This window comes from Nocardioides exalbidus, from assembly GCF_900105585.1.
GTDB lineage: Bacteria > Actinomycetota > Actinomycetes > Propionibacteriales > Nocardioidaceae > Nocardioides > Nocardioides exalbidus.
Genome location: NZ_FNRT01000002.1, coordinates 3,346,837 through 3,362,621, shown reverse-complemented (window position 1 = coordinate 3,362,621; position 15,785 = coordinate 3,346,837). Strand labels below are relative to the sequence as shown.

Here is a 15,785-nt window from a genome sequence, read left to right as displayed (position 1 = left end):
TCCAACCACCCGGTCGAACGCAACACGGATGGGGCGTGCGCGCACAGGGTGCGGGCGGAGCTGAGGGTGGCGGGTCGACGTCGGTTCTCCCGCTGACGTCGCCCAGCCGGCCAACGCCGGCATAAAGGTCTGGCCACTTCCCGGCCCACCTGCACGTCCAGCGCCCGTGACTGCTAGCGCCCGGTGGGCCCATCCCCGCGTAGACATCGCCGAGGCGTACGCAGTTGCAGATCGGAGACGTCGCACCGGGTCCCGCTTCGTCGTAGGGCCGGCTCAGCCCGAGTCACGGCCCCGGCTAAGGGGGCTCGCCGGCCGGCACGCGGCTTCGGCAAGTCTGTCGAGCAGGTCGTTGAAGGACTTCCCATCGCCACGATCGCGCGCGGTTCGCATCCACTCGGCTGGCCCCGTCCACGAGCAAACAACCGCTTGACTGAAACGAAACGGAACTCAGGTCTGGCGGCGCTGCCCCAGTGCCGCCTGCATCCGGTCGAGGTCGGCCGGGCGCAAACCGACGCCGGGTTCCGGCGCCAGCAGCGTCGCGGCCACTCCCAGCTGTGTCAGCCGCGGAGCGATGAGCGCCGCTGCCGTCGTTAGGAACGGCGCATCATCTGGCTCCAACGCTGCCATTAGGGGCCGTCTCCGCGGACCCCCACCCGGATCCACGGCACCCTCCGCCGTGTCGTCCCAAAGCAGTTGTCCCAAGTGGTCGTCACACCACACCAGTGACCGGACCTCCCGGTGGGCTTGAAGCCACGCACGCAGAGCGTCCCACTTCCACCAGCCAATCCGGTCCTCATCAAGCCCTTGGTCTGCGAAGTCCTCCGCCTCAACGAGCGCAGCCCATTCCCGGCCAGGAAACGGGTTCATCCGGGAACGGCTGGATGCGGGCCAGCTCGTCAACCACATCGGCACCACTCCCGGCAGCGCCCCGAGCGCGTCCAATCGTCGGCATAACGTCGGAGAGACCCGCACCGGCCCGAACAGATGTCCAGCCGTGACCTCATCACCCCACACCTCCGAGACCGGATGCACAGCCGATACGACACCGTCGACGTCAACCACCAGTGCGACGCTTCCGCGCTGCGAGGACGGTGGCTGGGTGGCTGGCACGTAACACTGGTACCGCACGCCACCGACAGCGGACTCTTACCGGCCTCCCGGTGGCGTCGGTGATAACGGCTGGCGTCGGCTCATGGGCGCCGCACTCTCCGTCCCCGTCTTCGACCTCGAACGGGACTTCTGCACGGATAGGTGCCTTCTCAACCTGTTACCCGATCGTGCAGCAGCCCCTTCTACCTCGGCTGCGTCAGCCCGTCGATGACCTCAAGTAGGTATTCGCCGAACGTCAGTCCCTGTTGAGCAGCCTCTTCCGCCAGTTGATCGAAGTTAGCGACGTCCATTCCGCGTGCCGTGATCGCCAGGCGGCGTTCGTCAACGGTGGCCACGTGCGAGTAGTGCGCGGGGTCGTGCCAGTAACAGGTCTTGCAGGTATCGACGTCCCGCACTGACCAGTTGGGACAATTCTCGCAGGACATCGACTTGGCCCGATTGTCGGAGCCGCACAACGGCATGTAGTGCTGGAGCTCGGGTGCTGGATCTCCACCGATGGCGAACGGCACTCGGTGGTCCGCTTGGAGCATCCGCGTGATGAACTTCTCGCCACAGACCGCGCAGCGGTGGTCATGTTGGTCGAACAGCGCGTTACGAAACGCGTTCGAAATCGGCCTACGCTGCACAAAGCCTTCGCTCATCGTGTCCAGGAGCGTGTACCTACTCATGCGCGTACCGCCGACGTTGACGAGCTTGCTCTCAACCATCAGCCCCGCGTCTTTGACGTCGCGGACCGCGCGCGGTGGGTGGTCGTACCCGGCAGCCTTCAGGTCGCCCGTCGTGACACTCCCGTGCTCCAACATGAACTCCAGTGCCTTGCGGGCGCGGGCGGACATGGGCTGCGAGCGGGCCCAGTCGATGAACTCGGCACTGTAGGTCGACGCGTAAGACACGCGCCCCACAGTAGAGAGGTGCCTTCGGCCTGTCAGGCGATCAGGTGATCTATCCCGCCCAGCCGGTCGACCAGCGCGGGTGAGAGGTACAGCGACTCCACGGTTACGTCGCTGCCGCCCGAGAGCGTGGATTGCGCCGACCGGCCAGCGATGACATGAAGATGTGTCAGCCCAAGCTCGCTATCGATCGGCTCGCCGTACTTGTTGTCCTCGCGGACGACGTCGTACGAGATCACGTAGGAGACGTTGTTGTCGTTGGCCTTGTGTAGCGCCTGCTCAAAATCCTCGCGAGCCAGTCCGGACATGTATCGGTGGTCCCGGACATTAGTCACGCCCTGGTACGGTGGGTCCATGTAGACGACATCGGAAGCTCCGGCGTCGATCAAGAGCGGCGCATAGGAACCTGAGTGGACGTCGGTTCCCTGCATCACCTTCGACGTTCGGACGAGGCGCTCGCGAACTGTGGCGGGCTTGGCGCCTAGGCGCCTGTTGTCGGCCGACTGGTTGAACAGCCCGGTCTTGCCGTAACGGACAGCGCCCTTGACTATCCGGTTCAACAGGTACAGCAGCAGCGCCGGATCGTTCGTTTCGTTGAACTCGCTGCGCTTGGCGAGGAAGAACGCCTTGGGGTCTTCCAGTGAGTCTTGCCACATCGCTTCGTACTGGTCCGCTAGCTCGACTGGCTGATCGATGATCGCCCGCCACATCGCCATGAGCGGCGCGTTGACGTCGTTGATGACGGCTCGATCGGCAACGTTGGCGTAGCGAGCAGCGATGCTGATGGCCGCAGATCCTGCGAAGGGCTCGACCAAGGTCGCGGTGTCGTCCGGCAGGTACCGGAGGATCGCGTGAGCGAGGGCGCGCTTGCTCCCTTGGTAGGGGAACGGGTGAGGCACGTCAACGAGGCAGTCGAGCTTGGCCGGGAGCACGGTGAGGATTCCGTCCGCGCCGACGGAAGGGGCAAGTTCGAGGAGGTCGATCACCTCACAAACGTTATCCGTGGGGTACGACAGTCCGCGCGCGCCGCGCTGACACCTCGTGAGGCACCGCCAGCGGCGGCCACCACCCTGGTCCATGTCCGCGTGTACCCGACCGGCTCTGGACAGCGGACTTCACGTATGTTTCGACAGGGTCGGGCTGGTGCTACCGCGTTCGTGACGACGCCATGCGCGCGGCGGACCCTGGGCTGGGCGGTCGAGACCACCATGAGCAATCAGTTCACCGTCAACGGCGTCGAGCAGGCCATCTGGACCCGAGGTCGCGATGGCTGTGAACTGGCGCTCCTCGATGCGCACCACGACCACCGATTCCAGGTAGCTCTGCGTGGCCTACTCCGAGCACCTCGCGGCCGCCCGGCTCGGTGGCGTCGGCTAATCGCACGGCAACGCCTGGCCGAGTCCGTGATCGGGCTCTATGAGGTCGGAACCGCCGGGGCGGTTCATTCCTGCCCTCGGGGACATCGCGTGCCCTAAGAGCGCGTGCCGAGGGTGCGCTGCTCCGGGCGGTGCCCGACAACCGAGGTGGCGGATGCTCGGCTCGTCGTGGCAGTGACGGTAGGCCCTGCAGCAGCTAGTCAGACCTCGTGAGGACCTGGCTTCACGGAGTCAAGCCAAGCACCCCGCTCTACCGCCGCGCAATCTGGGGCGTTTGGGGGATGGCTCACTCCCGCAAACGCCCCATTCCAGCCGTGCAAGTTTCGAGGACTGTTGAAGCAAGCGCAGACAGGGCTAGCACGGCTAGGCCTCCGCGCCGGGGCCAGTCGGAGTGCTACTTGCCGACAAGTTCAGGGTCCGGACATTCCACCAGCACGCTCAGATCGGGCGGCGAAGAGCAAGGGATGAGCTAATCCTTTGCCCTTCGAAGTCGGCGGGGTCAACCCGCCAGAAGGGCTCCTACAGTGAGCACCATGGTCAACGCGGGACCCCCCGCACCCCCCGGCCACCAGACGCCGAGGCTCCGTCCCCTGCCCGGCGGCCAGCCGACCGGACACCACTCCCCCACCCCCTCACCCTTGGACGTCCCCGACGGCACCACGCCGCCCAGGGGCGACGCCAAGTCATCGCCGTTCGACCGGCTGACCGCAGCCGCCTCCTTCCGAGTCCCGACACCCGAGGACGGCCCCGACAGGGACGGCAACCGCAGCTGGCACGACCCCGACCCGGGCGCCGGTTCCCACCTCGGGGAGGGGCGCACCCCCTACGACCGTGCCCTCAACCGGTGGGCCGACGGCGTGAGCCGCTCCCGCGCCCGCACCAGGTTCCGAATGGCCAAGCGGCTGCTCGTCGCGGACATGGACACCCCTGTCGAGGCACAGGACCTCCGCGCCTTCCCGTGGCACCAGCTCAGCGTCGAAGATGCTCAGGACTTCCACCGGGCCGTCTACCGCCGCTACGACAAGCAGTCGTCGCGCAACGACATCGTCTGCCCGCTCCGCGCGATCGTCGTCCAGTGCTACGCCACCGGTCTGATCAGCGCGCTTCGACGAGAGGAACTCCTCGAAGCCCTGAACACGCTCGCCCCCGGGCGCTCGACCCGCCGCCACCGCATCACCGACGACGAGTTCGACGCACTCATGGAGGTCTGCCTGACCACCGGCACCGCATTCGCCCGTGCCCGCAACAGCGCCATCATCGCCTTGTTCCGTACCACTGGCCTGCGGGTTAGCGAGCTCACCCGGATCGACCTGTGCGACTGGGACCGACGTGAGGACACCATCCACCTGCGCATGACGAAGAACGCAGACCCGCACACCTTGTTCCTGCACCCCGGGACCAAGGCTCTGCTCGTGGACTGGCTCGCCGTGCGCGGCACGAAGCCCGGCAAGTTGTTCTGCAGCATGCACGGCCCCATCGACCGCGCCATGACGCCGTCCTCGGTCCGGTACATGCTGGCGAACCGCTGCGACGTCGCCGGCATCCCGCACTTCGGTACCCACGACTTTCGCAGGACCTTCGCCACCGAGATGCTGCGGCAGTACGACGCTGCGCTGGTCAGCAAGCTGCTCAACCACCGCAAGCTCTCCAGCACCCTCATCTACGACATGTCCACCGACGACGAGATGCGCCACGCGGTCGCGTCTATCGCGCTGGGCCCCTTTCACGAGGGCGGGGCGGCATGAACGACGCCACCCTGACGGGGCATCTTCGAGACCGACGGCCACCCGCCACCTCCCTCTACCTGAGTGTCCCGGATGAGAACCACGCAGCCGTCGTCCAGCTCAGCACGGGCCGGGGCGGTGACGCATGACCCTGCACACCTCGTCCCCAGCGGCACGTACGGGCCGCCTCCACGTCGTCGAGGCACGCGAGGCAGCGGTCCTAGCGCTGCGCGCCGAGGCGTTCGACCGCTTCCAGCGTCGCTACCGCCACAACCCAGGCAGCCAGCAGACCATGGTGCGGGCCCTCGAAGCCTGTGCCCGACTCAGCAGCAACGGCGACTGCCAAGCGGTGAACTACCCCTGGGAGCTGCTCACCGACGAGCTCATCGTCGAGGAGCTCTGGCGCGACGTCATCGGCCCGCGGTCCCGGAACACGGCACTGAAGTGGGCCACCGCCATTCGAGTCATGCTCAGCTGCTGCCGGCGTGTCGGCCTGCTGACTCACGAGGAGCTGCTCCGCGCCTCGGCGTTCGAGACCACTGACGGCGGCAAAGTGCTCAAGCCCGCCGGGCGATACCTGTCCGAGGAGTCGGTCAACGCCCTCCTCAACGCCTGCCGCCACGGGCGAACGGGCGGTGCGGCCGTCCACATTCGCGACCACGCCCTCCTCGCCGTGCTCGCCTCCTCCGCCGTCCGGTCGGTCGAAATCACCGGCCTCGAGGTCGACAACTTCGCTCTCGACGAGCACCGACTGGACCTGACCATCACCAAAGGCAGCCGGCCCCGAGAGGCGTGGCTGCACCCGGTCGCAATCGAGGCCCTCGAGGCGTGGTTGGCGATCCGCGGGCGTGCGCCGGGCCCGTTGTTCGTGCCCCTCTCGCGCACCGGACGTCCGATGGTCGATAGGGGGGCACTCAGCTACCACCAGGTCTGGAAGATCGTGCGGCGGCGAGCAGCCGAGGCCGGGCTGGGGGTCGTCACCCCGCACGACCTCCGCAGGTTCGTCATCACCACGCTGCTCGCCAACGGCCACGACCTGCTCCTCGTGTGCCGCATCGCCGGTCATGTCCGCCCCGAGACCACCGCCGCGTACGATCGCCGCCCCGCCGAGGCACAGCGCGCGGCTATCGAGTCCCTCTCCCTGCGCGCGTTTCAGACGAGTCGGCGACGCGATCTCCAGGACTGACGAACGCTGACGACGGTGGGCGTCAACCGAACCTCGCTCAGGCGAAGGCCCCGGTCCATCCAGGCCGGGGCCGTCGTCGTGACGGGCGGCGCCGACGACGTGCGGTCTGTGAAACAAGACGCCATCTCGCGATGTCTTCGATTCTCCGATGGCATCGACTACCGGCGCATAGGTTGACCGCATGACTGACGAGAACGCCTACGACACCGTTCTTGACGCGGTGCGCGCCGCGCGCCGCATTCAAGAACGGGAGCACGAGGGGTACGGGGTGGGAGTGTCGTTTGACTTCAACGACACCGAATGGGCCTGGGTCCAGTGGTGTCTCACTAGTGACGGCGACACTGAGTGGAACGCCGACGTGCTGGAAATGTGCTTCCCTGCGTCGCGTGACGCTGTCGCCACCGATCTTCGCTCGCGCGGCTATGAGCCCGACGAAACACTGAGTGGCGAGCACAACGCCCACATCTGGCGTCTCAGCGACGAACAGAAGTCCTGGAAGACCGAGGACGAGATGGTCGCCTACATCGTCGATCAGGTACGTGCGATCGGCGGCGCGGACGGCATGACCTTCACCGCGTACCCGTAGGCAGCTCCTCGCGGCACATTGGGCGCCGGCGGCGGCAACTCGCCACCTTCGTCCTACACCTGTCAACCTGCTCGGACAGCGGCCGGCGCTGTGCCGCACCCCTAGTCGTTGCCCTCTAACTCGGAGGCCTTGTGCTCACCCGCTACTCCCTCACCCCCGACCAGGCGCTCCACGTCACGACCGCAGACGGGACCCGGACGATCGCCGACCTGCGCTTCGCACCTCAGCCCGACATTTTCGTACAGCGTGACGTCGCACCAGGGCTCAAGGATCCAAGCTTGGCGGCCTCGTGGCTGGTCGACGATCTCAACACCCTCGCGTTCCACCTACCCGTGTGGGCCAGCCGCCACGAAACCCTCCCCTCGGTGGTCGTCGGACTCGGCGCTGGTGACGAGGAGACCGACCGGTCGTTCGGCGAGCTCGTGTGCGAGGTCCGAGAACGCGACGGAGTCGCGGACTTCGTCCTCCACCTGTCCCGGATCGCCGACCAAGAGGCTCCGTCCCCAGTCGCGTACCTGCACGACGAGGACGGTGGCGAGCACGTCCCGTTCCGCCGCGTCCTGCGACGGATCCTGGCCCTACTCCCCCATCTCGACGACCCGCACCCGGTCCGCGCAGAGTTCCGTGCCCTTCTCGCGGAGTACGACGGTCCGCTCGCAGACGCGGTCATCCACCCGTACGTCGACCAGGTCACCCTGCAACGCAAGCTCGCCGAGCTTGCACCACTCATGAAGTCCGACTTCGACGCCTACATCGAGGCGACCGAGGGCCTGACCGCGCCCGCGTCGGTCCACCTGGCTTCCTGGATCAGGGAGGCCGATGCCCACGACCTGGCCCACCTGGCATTCGAGTACCCGAACGCTGATGACACCGAATTGCGCATCGCCGAGTTCTTCACCGAACGCGGCCGCGTCTTCGAAGACCGCGACGACATGAAGGCGCCCGGAGTACAGGTCGATCTGGCGAACGAGTCGCTCATTCTGGCGGTCCACCAGTCCCGTCCCGAAGCATTGCTGGACTACGTCGCGGACGTCGACGAGGACTCCCTGATGCTGGACTCCGGCACGCACGCCATGCTGGCGGACCTCGGCTACATCGCCACGGAGAAGCCGCCTCGCTGACCTAGCTCAAGCGGCTCCGATTCGACGCCTCTGACGAGGTCCGCCCCCAGCGGACGGGGCCACTTGGCGTTTCGACGGCAGTTGTCGGTAGTCAGGCATAGCCTGACGGGCAGGACGATCGTCAACTTCTGACACGACAACCGAAGGGCATCCCAGCGTGAGCACAGTGAGCACCACCGCCGGTCCCAGCTCCGGTCCGGACGCTGGTGTCGACGCCACCGCCGACGACGTTCCGACCCCGGCCTCGGACACCTCGGCAGAGCCCACAACCGACGGAGCTCTGGCAGCTGTGTCGCCACCAGGGACGCTGATGGAAGTCGGCAAGGTGGCCGGCACCGCGGACTCCACGCCGTTGAAGTTCCACGTCGCGGTAGCTGACGGCGCCTACCTCCAGCTCGACGACGTCGTGACGTGCTCTCGCGACGTCCCCGGTGTCGGGAAGGTCGTCACATCCGGCCTCGTCACCGACGTCATCTCCCGCCACGAAGGCGCATCGTTCGGTTCGGACGTCTTTTTGATCGCCGACGGCGTCATGCCCGCCCAGGTGCAGGAGATCGCGGAGGTCACCACCACCCGCGTCGACCCGGAGCTGTACGTGCCTCCGCGCCCTGGGTCGGCGGCCCACCGGGCGTCGGGTGAGGTTCGCGACCAGGCCTTGTACTTCGACCAGATGGACGCCAAGGTGCCCGTCGGCCTCGGCCGCGACGGCCAGCCGGTGTTCCTCAATCTCGAGTTCCTCGACGGCACCCGCGGCGCGCACGTGTCCATCTCCGGCATCTCCGGCGTCGCGACCAAGACCAGCTTCGCGTTGTTCCTCCTGCACTCGGTGTTCACCTCCGGCGCCCTCGGTGGTCGGCAGACGAACGCGAAGGCGCTCATCTTCTCCGTCAAGGGCGAGGACCTGCTGTTCCTCGACCAGCCGAACTCGAAGCTCACCGACACCCGTGCGGGCGTCTACTCGCGTCTGGGCCTCGCCGCGGCCCCGTTCGGCTCCACCGGCTTCTTCTCCCCACCCGCGCCAGGTGACCAGACTGGGCGGCCGAACGTGAAGGGCCGCACGTCCGGCGTCAACGCGTTCTGGTGGACCCTCCATGAGTTCTGCCAGCGCGAGCTGATGCGCTACGTGTTCACCGACGTCGAGGACGAGAAGAACCAGTACACGATGGTCGTCCACCAGGTCGCTGCACGGCTCAAGGCGGACGCGGTCTCCGCCGGCAACGACGGAGCCGTGGGCATCGACGGGCAGCACGCGCGAACGTGGCCCGAGCTCATCGACATCGTGTGCGACAAGCTCACCGACGACACCAACGAGGTGGAGCGGCGCCGGTGGGCAGGCCCGGTGACGGGCATCGGCACGATCAACGCGTTCATCCGCCGGCTTCGGTCCAGTGAACGGCACCTGACCCCGATCCTGCGTGGCGACCTGCCCGCTTCCGGCAGCCGGCAGATCTCCACGTCCAACCAGCAGGTCACGGTCGTGGACCTGCACGCTCTGCACGACCGGGCACAGCGGTTCGTCGTTGGTGTCGTCCTAGCCTCGGAGACCGAACGCAAGGAAGCGGCCGGCTCCGGCGGCCTGCTGTTCACGATGCTCGATGAGCTGAACAAGTACGCGCCGCGCGACGGGTCCTCACCCATCAAGGAGGTGCTGCTCGACATTGCCGAACGCGGTCGTAGCCTCGGCATCATCCTGATCGGTGCGCAGCAGACCGCCTCCGAGGTCGAGCGGCGCATCGTGTCGAACTCCTCCATCAAGGTCGTCGGGCGTCTCGACCCGGCCGAGGCCGGGCGCCCGGAGTACGGGTTTCTTCCCGCCTCCCAGCGCGGTCGCGCGACGCTGGCCAAGCCCGGCACGATGTTCGTCTCCCAGCCCGAGATTCCGGTACCTCTCGCTGTCGAGTTCCCGTTCCCTGCCTGGGCCACGCGACTGTCCGAGGTCGTCGACCCGACGTTCTCCAGCAGCGCGTCCGCAGGTGGCGGCGACGCGGCCGCTCAGCCAGCGGCAGCTGACCCGTTCTCGCTGCTGCCCGACCTCGACGGCGACGACGGCGCGATTCCTGAGCCGGGACCCAACGAACCGCCGTTCTGAGCCACAGCCCGCTACGAACCCGACCGACCACGATCCGCAGCCGACCACCGACAACCGACCTGACGAGAAGGCAGCCCTGCCGATGAAGTTCATTCACACGTCCGACTGGCATGTCGGCAAGACCCTCAAGGGCCGCAACCGGCTCGACGAACACAAGGCCGTCCTCGCCGAGATCGTCGCCCTGACCCGCGCCCACGACGTTGACGCGATCGTCATCTCTGGAGACATCTACGACTCCTCCGCCGCGACCGCTGACGCCCAGCGTCTCGTCGTGAACACGCTGATGACGATGGCCAGCGACGGCGTCGAGGTCATCGCGATCGCCGGGAACCACGACCACGGCGGCACGTTCGAGGCCTACCGGCCGCTCATGGGTCGCGCCGGCATCCAGCTGTTCGGACAAGCACGAGCCCGAGACAAGGGCGGCGTGTACACGTTCGCCGCGCGCAGCGACGACTCCCCCGTCAACGTCGCCGCCATCCCCTTCCTGTCCCAGCGCTACGCCATCAGGGCCGCCCAGCTCATCGCGCCGGGCGACAACGTCCCTGCCCGCAACGTCGGCTCCTACGACCAGTGGGTCCGCAACATCGTCACCCATCTCGGCGAGGGCTACGACCCGGCTGGCGTCAACATCCTCACCGCACACCTGACGTGCACCGGGGGGACGTTCGGTGGCGGTGAGCGCGTGGCCCAGTCGATCTTCGAGTACCACGTCCCGGCCGCCATCTTCCCGATCGAGACCCACTACGTCGCCCTCGGGCACCTACACCGGCGCCAGGAGCTCCCCGCCGCGGCCCCGGTCCACTACTCCGGTGCGCCGCTGCCCGTCGACTTCGGCGAGGAGGACAACACGCCCGTCGTCGTCCTCGTCGAGACCGAGCCGGGCAAGCCCGCGAAGGTCACCGACCTGCCCATCACCGCCGGGCGTCGGTTGCGGACCCTGGAGGGGTCCGTGGAGGAGCTGCGGGCCCAGGTGGATGCGGCCGGTGACGACTGGCTGCGCGTGCGGGTCAAGCAGTCCACGTACGCCGGCCTTCGCGACGACATCCTCGAGGTGCTCCCGAACGCGCTCGAGATCCACATCCACCCCGACTTCACCGCCACCAGCTCAGGGAAGGTCAGCAGCGCGCAGGTCGCCTCCAAGACCCCCGCCGAGCTGTTCGCCGACTTCTGCGCCCACGTCGGGTCCGACGACAAGCGCGTGAAGGCGCTGTTCGACACCCTGCACGACGAGCTCACCAGCACCCGCTGAGAAGGACCCACCATGCGCCCAGTTCGTCTCGACATCGACGGGTTCGCCTCGTTCCGCGAACCCACCACCGTCGACTTCACCGACGTCGACTACTTCGCGCTCGTCGGACCCACCGGATCCGGCAAGTCGACGATCATCGACGCGATCACGTTCGCGTTGTACGGCACCGCTCACCGGTGGGAACGCGCGAATGCAGTCGCCTACGCGCTCGCGCCCACGACGAACCGGTGCACCGTCTCCCTCATCTTCGACGTCGGCGGGCAGCGGTATCAGGCGGCACGCGAAGTGCGACGCGTCGGCACGAACACCATCCAGCAGAAGAACGCCCGCCTGGAACGATTCGCCGACCCCACCGCGGCCCCGGCTCCGGGTGAGGAGACACCCAGCGAGGTCCTCGCCAGCGAAGTCCGCGACATGACGCCGGCCGTCTCCGAGCTCCTCGGCCTCGACTTCGACGACTTCTGCCAGTGCGTCGTCCTGCCCCAGGGGGAGTTCGCGCGGTTCCTCAAGGCCAAGTCCTCAGACCGCCAAGACATCCTGCTCAAGCTGCTCGGCGCCGGGCACTACGAGGAGATTGCCAAGCGGGCCGGCCGCCGGGCAGCGGACGCGCAGAAGGAGGCCGAGGTCTACGCCGAACAGCTCGGCACGCTGGCGCACGCTTCCGTCGAGGCGCTCGCCGCCGCCGAAGCGGACGCCACACGCCTCGACGACATCTCCTCCAAGATCGCCGACCAGGTCAGCCTGACGACTTCCGCACGTGAGCGGCAGCGCGAGCACCAGGACGCACAAGCGGCCGCGGAGAAGAAGCTCACCGCACTCGCCGATCTGAGCGCCCCCGCAGGCGTGGAGGAACGGCACGAGCGCCTCACCGCCGCACGGGCGGCAGCCTCGACAGCCGATGATTCGGCCACGAACGCCGCCGACGCGATGCGCCGTGCCGTGGAAGCAGCTGCGAGCGGTCCGCAGCGTGTGACCATCGAGGGCTTCGAACGGCTCTACGGCGAGGCGGACAACGTGGGCTCCCTGCTCGTCGCGGCCCGCAAGGACGAGCAGGCCCAGACGACCGCGGCCGAAGACGCGGCCGAAGACGCTCGCGAAGCGAGCGAAGCCCTCGCGACGGCGCGCACGGCAACCACCGACGCACAACGCGCCACTGCGGCCGCCAAGCAGGAGCTGGACACGCTCGACGCGCGCGCCGCCCGACTTCGCAGTGTCACGGTCCCCACCAATCTCGACACCGTCCTCGAGCGTGCGCAACGCGCAGGCGACGCCCGTGCCGAAGCCGAACGCCTGGTCGTCTCGGCGCGAGAGAACCTGACGCGGCTCGACGAAGCCTCGCGGGAACTGCCCGACCCGCGGCGTCTCACTGCGCTGACCACGCAGATTGACCAACTGCGCGTCGAGTCGCAGGAGCACAGTGATGTCGAGGCGGCGTTGGCGACGGCGCGCGAGCTGGCCGAACACGTCCAAGGCGAAGTCGCCTCCCTCGAGGCTCTGCATGCCCGGGCACAGGACGAGCTCGACCGTGCCCGGCTGGCTGCCGGTGCCGCAGCTCTGCGACCTGCGCTCGAAGTCGGGCACGCCTGCCCGGTGTGCACGCAGACCGTCCAGGAGGTACCGCCGACAGAAGACGCGCCCGACCTGCACGCTGCACAGGACAAGGTGTCCGAGGCACAGACGCGACTCCAGGAGGCCCGTCGGGGCGCGCAGGAGTCGCAGGAGCAGGCGGCGTCCCTCTTCGCCCGTGCCGAGCAGACGGCCGCGCACGCGAGTCGGACCGCGCACGCGGTCGCCCAGGAGCTGGCCGGCGCCGCGACCCGCGTCGGCGTACCCGTAGGAGCCTGGGCCGACGAGTCCTGGGCCCCGACTCCGGTCGAGGTTGAGCAGAACGTCGCGCTGATGCTGGCGGCGGCGGAGCAGACGATGACCGAGACGACCCGGCGGCTCACCGACCGCGACCAGGCGCGCACCACTGTCGTCCAGGCAGAGGCGACCCTGGCCGTCGCGCAGAGCGACCGGGATGCGGTCGCTGGCGAGCTGGACGAGGTTCGCCTGACGCTCGCACGCACCCACGCGGGTCTCGTCGACGCCGGAGCCCCAACGGTGGACACCACCACCGTGGAAGGAACCGCAGCCGGCTGGCGGGCCCTCGCGTCCTGGGCTCATGTAGAGCTGGACACCGTGGACAGTGCGCGCCTGCCGGCAGCCCGCTCCGCCCACGAGGAGGCGGCGCACCAGCTCGCCGACAGCGAGACCTTCCTCGCGCAGACCGAGACCCGCGCAACGCAGCTTACGGCGCTCTCGCGTGAAGCCGCGGGCGCTGCCGCTGCGGCGCAGACGCGAGCAGCCGGTCTTGCCGCGCGCCAGGGCGAGATCGACTCACAGCTCGCCACGGCGCCAGCCCGCACAGACCTGCCGGGCCTGCTCGAGCACGCCCGCGAGCTCGAGGAGGCTCGTGCAATCGCATCGACACTGGTGGAGCAGACACGGCTAGTTGCCCAGCAGGCCGCGGACGAGGTGCGCGGTGCGGTCGCTGCGGTGGCCCAGGACCGCGACGCCCTGGGCCGTGCCCGGGACGTGGCCGGGGCGTGGGCGCCGCCAGCGTTCGAAGCTCAGCGCCTCGAGAACGACCTCCCCGGCTGCTGGAACGAACTGGTGGCATGGGCTGCCGGACAGGTCGAGCAGACGCGGAACGATCGGGACGTGGCACTGCACGCCGGCACGGAGACTGCCGAGCTCGCGGCCGGGCACCTGACCGCCCTGGTGGAGACGCTGACCGAGCACGGCCTGGATGCCAGCACTGTGGCGGACGACCCCCGCGCGGCGGAACGGATCGTGGCCGTGGCCCACTCCGAGGCGTCGTCGCAGGCGAAGGCGCTACGTGACGCGCGTGAGCGTGCAGGAGCGCTGGCAGAGAAGGAGCACGCCGCCAGGGAGACCGCGACGGTGGCTGGCGAGCTGCGGTCGCTGCTGCGGGCCGACAAGTTCGGGAACTGGTTAGCGACCGCAGCGTTGGACACCCTGGTTGCGGGCGCCTCAGACTCCCTCATGCAGCTCTCGGACGGACAGTTCACGCTCACGCACATCAAGGGCGACTTCCACGTCATCGACCACTTCGACGCCGACTCCGAACGGTCGGTGAAGACCCTCTCCGGCGGTGAGACGTTCCAGGCCTCCCTCGCGCTCGCACTGGCATTGTCGGAGCAGCTGGCTACGTTGGCCGCCGGAGGAAACGCGAAGCTCGACTCGATCTTCCTCGACGAGGGGTTTGGCACCTTGGACCCCGAGTCGTTGGAGACAGTGGCCGCCACGCTGGAGACGCTCGCGCAAGGCGAACGCATGGTCGGAGTGGTCACGCACGTGGCCGCGTTGGCCGAACGCACCCCGACCCGGTTCGCGGTTCACCACGACGGGCGCACGTCCAGCGTCGAACGGGAGACGACATGAGCGTGAGCCAGCAGCCCCGAACCCGGTTCCACATTGACGGGTGGGACCCGTCGTACGGGTCAGCGATGGAGGATTCCGGGGAGACGTCCGCAGTTGAACAGTCGTCGGCACGCGTCGACGTCGGCGTAGAGGTTTCCGGCGACTCGTGGGCACCGATCGCTCCGCGAACAGGTCTGGCAGAACCAGACGCCCTGGTGTTCATCGACGGGGTACGACGCATCGAGGCGCGGGTGTGGATCCCGGATGCTGACGACGCCTCGGCTGCGCTGGGCGTCGCCGCGTCGTACGCCGCCGGCGCCTTGTGCTGCTGCCAGGAGTCGGGCGCGCACCTGCTGACCGCGGACCATCGGCGCGGCATGTTCACGACCGACCCCGCCGCGGGAGACCTGAGCACACGAGCAGGTAACTTCGTGACCCACCACGTCGCGGCAGACGAAGTCGAGTCGCCGAGCGTGATCTTGTCCGCAGCGCTGCAGCGCGAGCTCGCGACACTCGAGCTGATCACCGCCGTCAACGCCAGAGCGCAGGTCGCCGCGCACGGGGCAAAGGACGACCTGCTTGTCATTGACGGCCCGCTCCGCGGACGCGACCACCTGCCCCGCGCGCTGGGGTTCATCAAGACGCACCGGGCCATCTACCTCAAGCCGGAGCTCAACGCAGTCGTGGCGAGCCTGCGTGCTGGGGAGCGGACGCCGGTGTTCTTGATGGGCACGTCGTGGGACCGACATGCGTGGTACCTGCGGTTGCCGTGCCAGCCCGGGTCCCCGTGGGCGGGTGTGGTGCGCGTCGAGTGTGCAGCGAACATGCCTGCCAGTGAGGCGGCTGAGCTTGCGAACCTGTCCCAGGCGCTGCTGCCGCGCTACGCGTCAGTGGAGTACAAGGACCAACGCGCTCCGCAGAACCTCGTCCCGATCGCCGGGCTCGAGAAGCAGCTGCGACGCCGCCTCGGCGACCAGCGCTACATCTACCGTGCGCTCCAGCAGGCCGCTCACTCCTAGCGATCG

11 protein-coding genes are annotated in these 15,785 nt (G+C 68.1%); 8 read left to right on the top strand and 3 right to left on the bottom strand.

Annotated features, from left to right (window positions below):
* Positions 1-447: 447 nt before the first annotated feature.
* From BLV76_RS16515 to BLV76_RS16505, 3 genes are all read right to left on the bottom strand, one after another.
* Positions 448-1,062 (bottom strand): hypothetical protein, encoded by a 615-nt coding sequence (locus BLV76_RS16515; protein WP_139306605.1) that lies wholly within the window; start codon positions 1,060-1,062, stop codon positions 448-450.
* A 230-nt stretch (positions 1,063-1,292) separates the two neighbouring features.
* The gene (locus BLV76_RS16510) at positions 1,293-2,003 is read right to left on the bottom strand and encodes an HNH endonuclease (protein WP_090970360.1); all 711 of its coding nucleotides are present in this window, start codon (positions 2,001-2,003) and stop codon (positions 1,293-1,295) included.
* Positions 2,004-2,035: 32 nt separating this feature from the next.
* Complete coding sequence (locus BLV76_RS16505) at positions 2,036-2,986, bottom strand: DNA adenine methylase (protein ID WP_175539709.1); 951 nt, start codon at positions 2,984-2,986, stop codon at positions 2,036-2,038.
* Positions 2,987-4,014: 1,028 nt separating this feature from the next.
* On the opposite strand from BLV76_RS16505, the gene BLV76_RS16500 reads away from it, so the two are divergent.
* The 8 genes from BLV76_RS16500 (at position 4,015) to BLV76_RS16465 (ending at position 15,779) form a co-directional block, all read left to right on the top strand.
* Positions 4,015-5,121 (top strand): tyrosine-type recombinase/integrase, encoded by a 1,107-nt coding sequence (locus tag BLV76_RS16500; protein ID WP_175539708.1) that lies wholly within the window; start codon positions 4,015-4,017, stop codon positions 5,119-5,121.
* Positions 5,122-5,245: 124 nt separating this feature from the next.
* Positions 5,246-6,286, top strand: a complete 1,041-nt coding sequence (locus tag BLV76_RS16495) for a tyrosine-type recombinase/integrase (protein WP_090970354.1) — start codon at positions 5,246-5,248, stop codon at positions 6,284-6,286.
* A gap of 181 nt (positions 6,287-6,467) precedes the next feature.
* Positions 6,468-6,872 (top strand): hypothetical protein, encoded by a 405-nt coding sequence (locus BLV76_RS16490; RefSeq protein WP_090970352.1) that lies wholly within the window; start codon positions 6,468-6,470, stop codon positions 6,870-6,872.
* 131 nt (positions 6,873-7,003) lie between these two features.
* Positions 7,004-7,993 (top strand): hypothetical protein, encoded by a 990-nt coding sequence (locus BLV76_RS16485; RefSeq protein ID WP_090970351.1) that lies wholly within the window; start codon positions 7,004-7,006, stop codon positions 7,991-7,993.
* A gap of 310 nt (positions 7,994-8,303) precedes the next feature.
* Positions 8,304-10,082 (top strand): ATP-binding protein, encoded by a 1,779-nt coding sequence (locus BLV76_RS16480; RefSeq protein ID WP_090970349.1) that lies wholly within the window; start codon positions 8,304-8,306, stop codon positions 10,080-10,082.
* Between the two features lie 82 nt (positions 10,083-10,164).
* Entirely contained in the window at positions 10,165-11,334 is a 1,170-nt protein-coding gene (locus BLV76_RS16475) for an exonuclease SbcCD subunit D (RefSeq protein WP_090970347.1), read from the top strand.
* 12 nt (positions 11,335-11,346) lie between these two features.
* Positions 11,347-14,781 carry an AAA family ATPase gene (locus BLV76_RS16470; RefSeq protein ID WP_090970345.1) on the top strand — a complete coding sequence of 1,145 codons (3,435 nt, stop codon included), beginning with the start codon at positions 11,347-11,349 and terminating at the stop codon, positions 14,779-14,781.
* Between the two features lie 2 nt (positions 14,782-14,783).
* The gene (locus BLV76_RS16465) at positions 14,784-15,779 is read left to right on the top strand and encodes a hypothetical protein (protein WP_245734710.1); all 996 of its coding nucleotides are present in this window, start codon (positions 14,784-14,786) and stop codon (positions 15,777-15,779) included.
* The last annotated feature ends 6 nt before the right edge of the window (positions 15,780-15,785 follow it).

What these genes read in the sequence shown, in the direction of transcription:
- BLV76_RS16495 (WP_090970354.1), top strand. Translation starts at nt 5,246, where the DNA reads ATGACCCTGCACACCTCGTCCCCAGCGGCACGTACGGGCCGCCTCCAC.
- BLV76_RS16490 (WP_090970352.1), top strand. Translation starts at nt 6,468, where the DNA reads ATGACTGACGAGAACGCCTACGACACCGTTCTTGACGCGGTGCGCGCC.
- BLV76_RS16480 (WP_090970349.1), top strand. Translation starts at nt 8,304, where the DNA reads ATGGAAGTCGGCAAGGTGGCCGGCACCGCGGACTCCACGCCGTTGAAG.
- BLV76_RS16475 (WP_090970347.1), top strand. Translation starts at nt 10,165, where the DNA reads ATGAAGTTCATTCACACGTCCGACTGGCATGTCGGCAAGACCCTCAAG.
- BLV76_RS16470 (WP_090970345.1), top strand. Translation starts at nt 11,347, where the DNA reads ATGCGCCCAGTTCGTCTCGACATCGACGGGTTCGCCTCGTTCCGCGAA.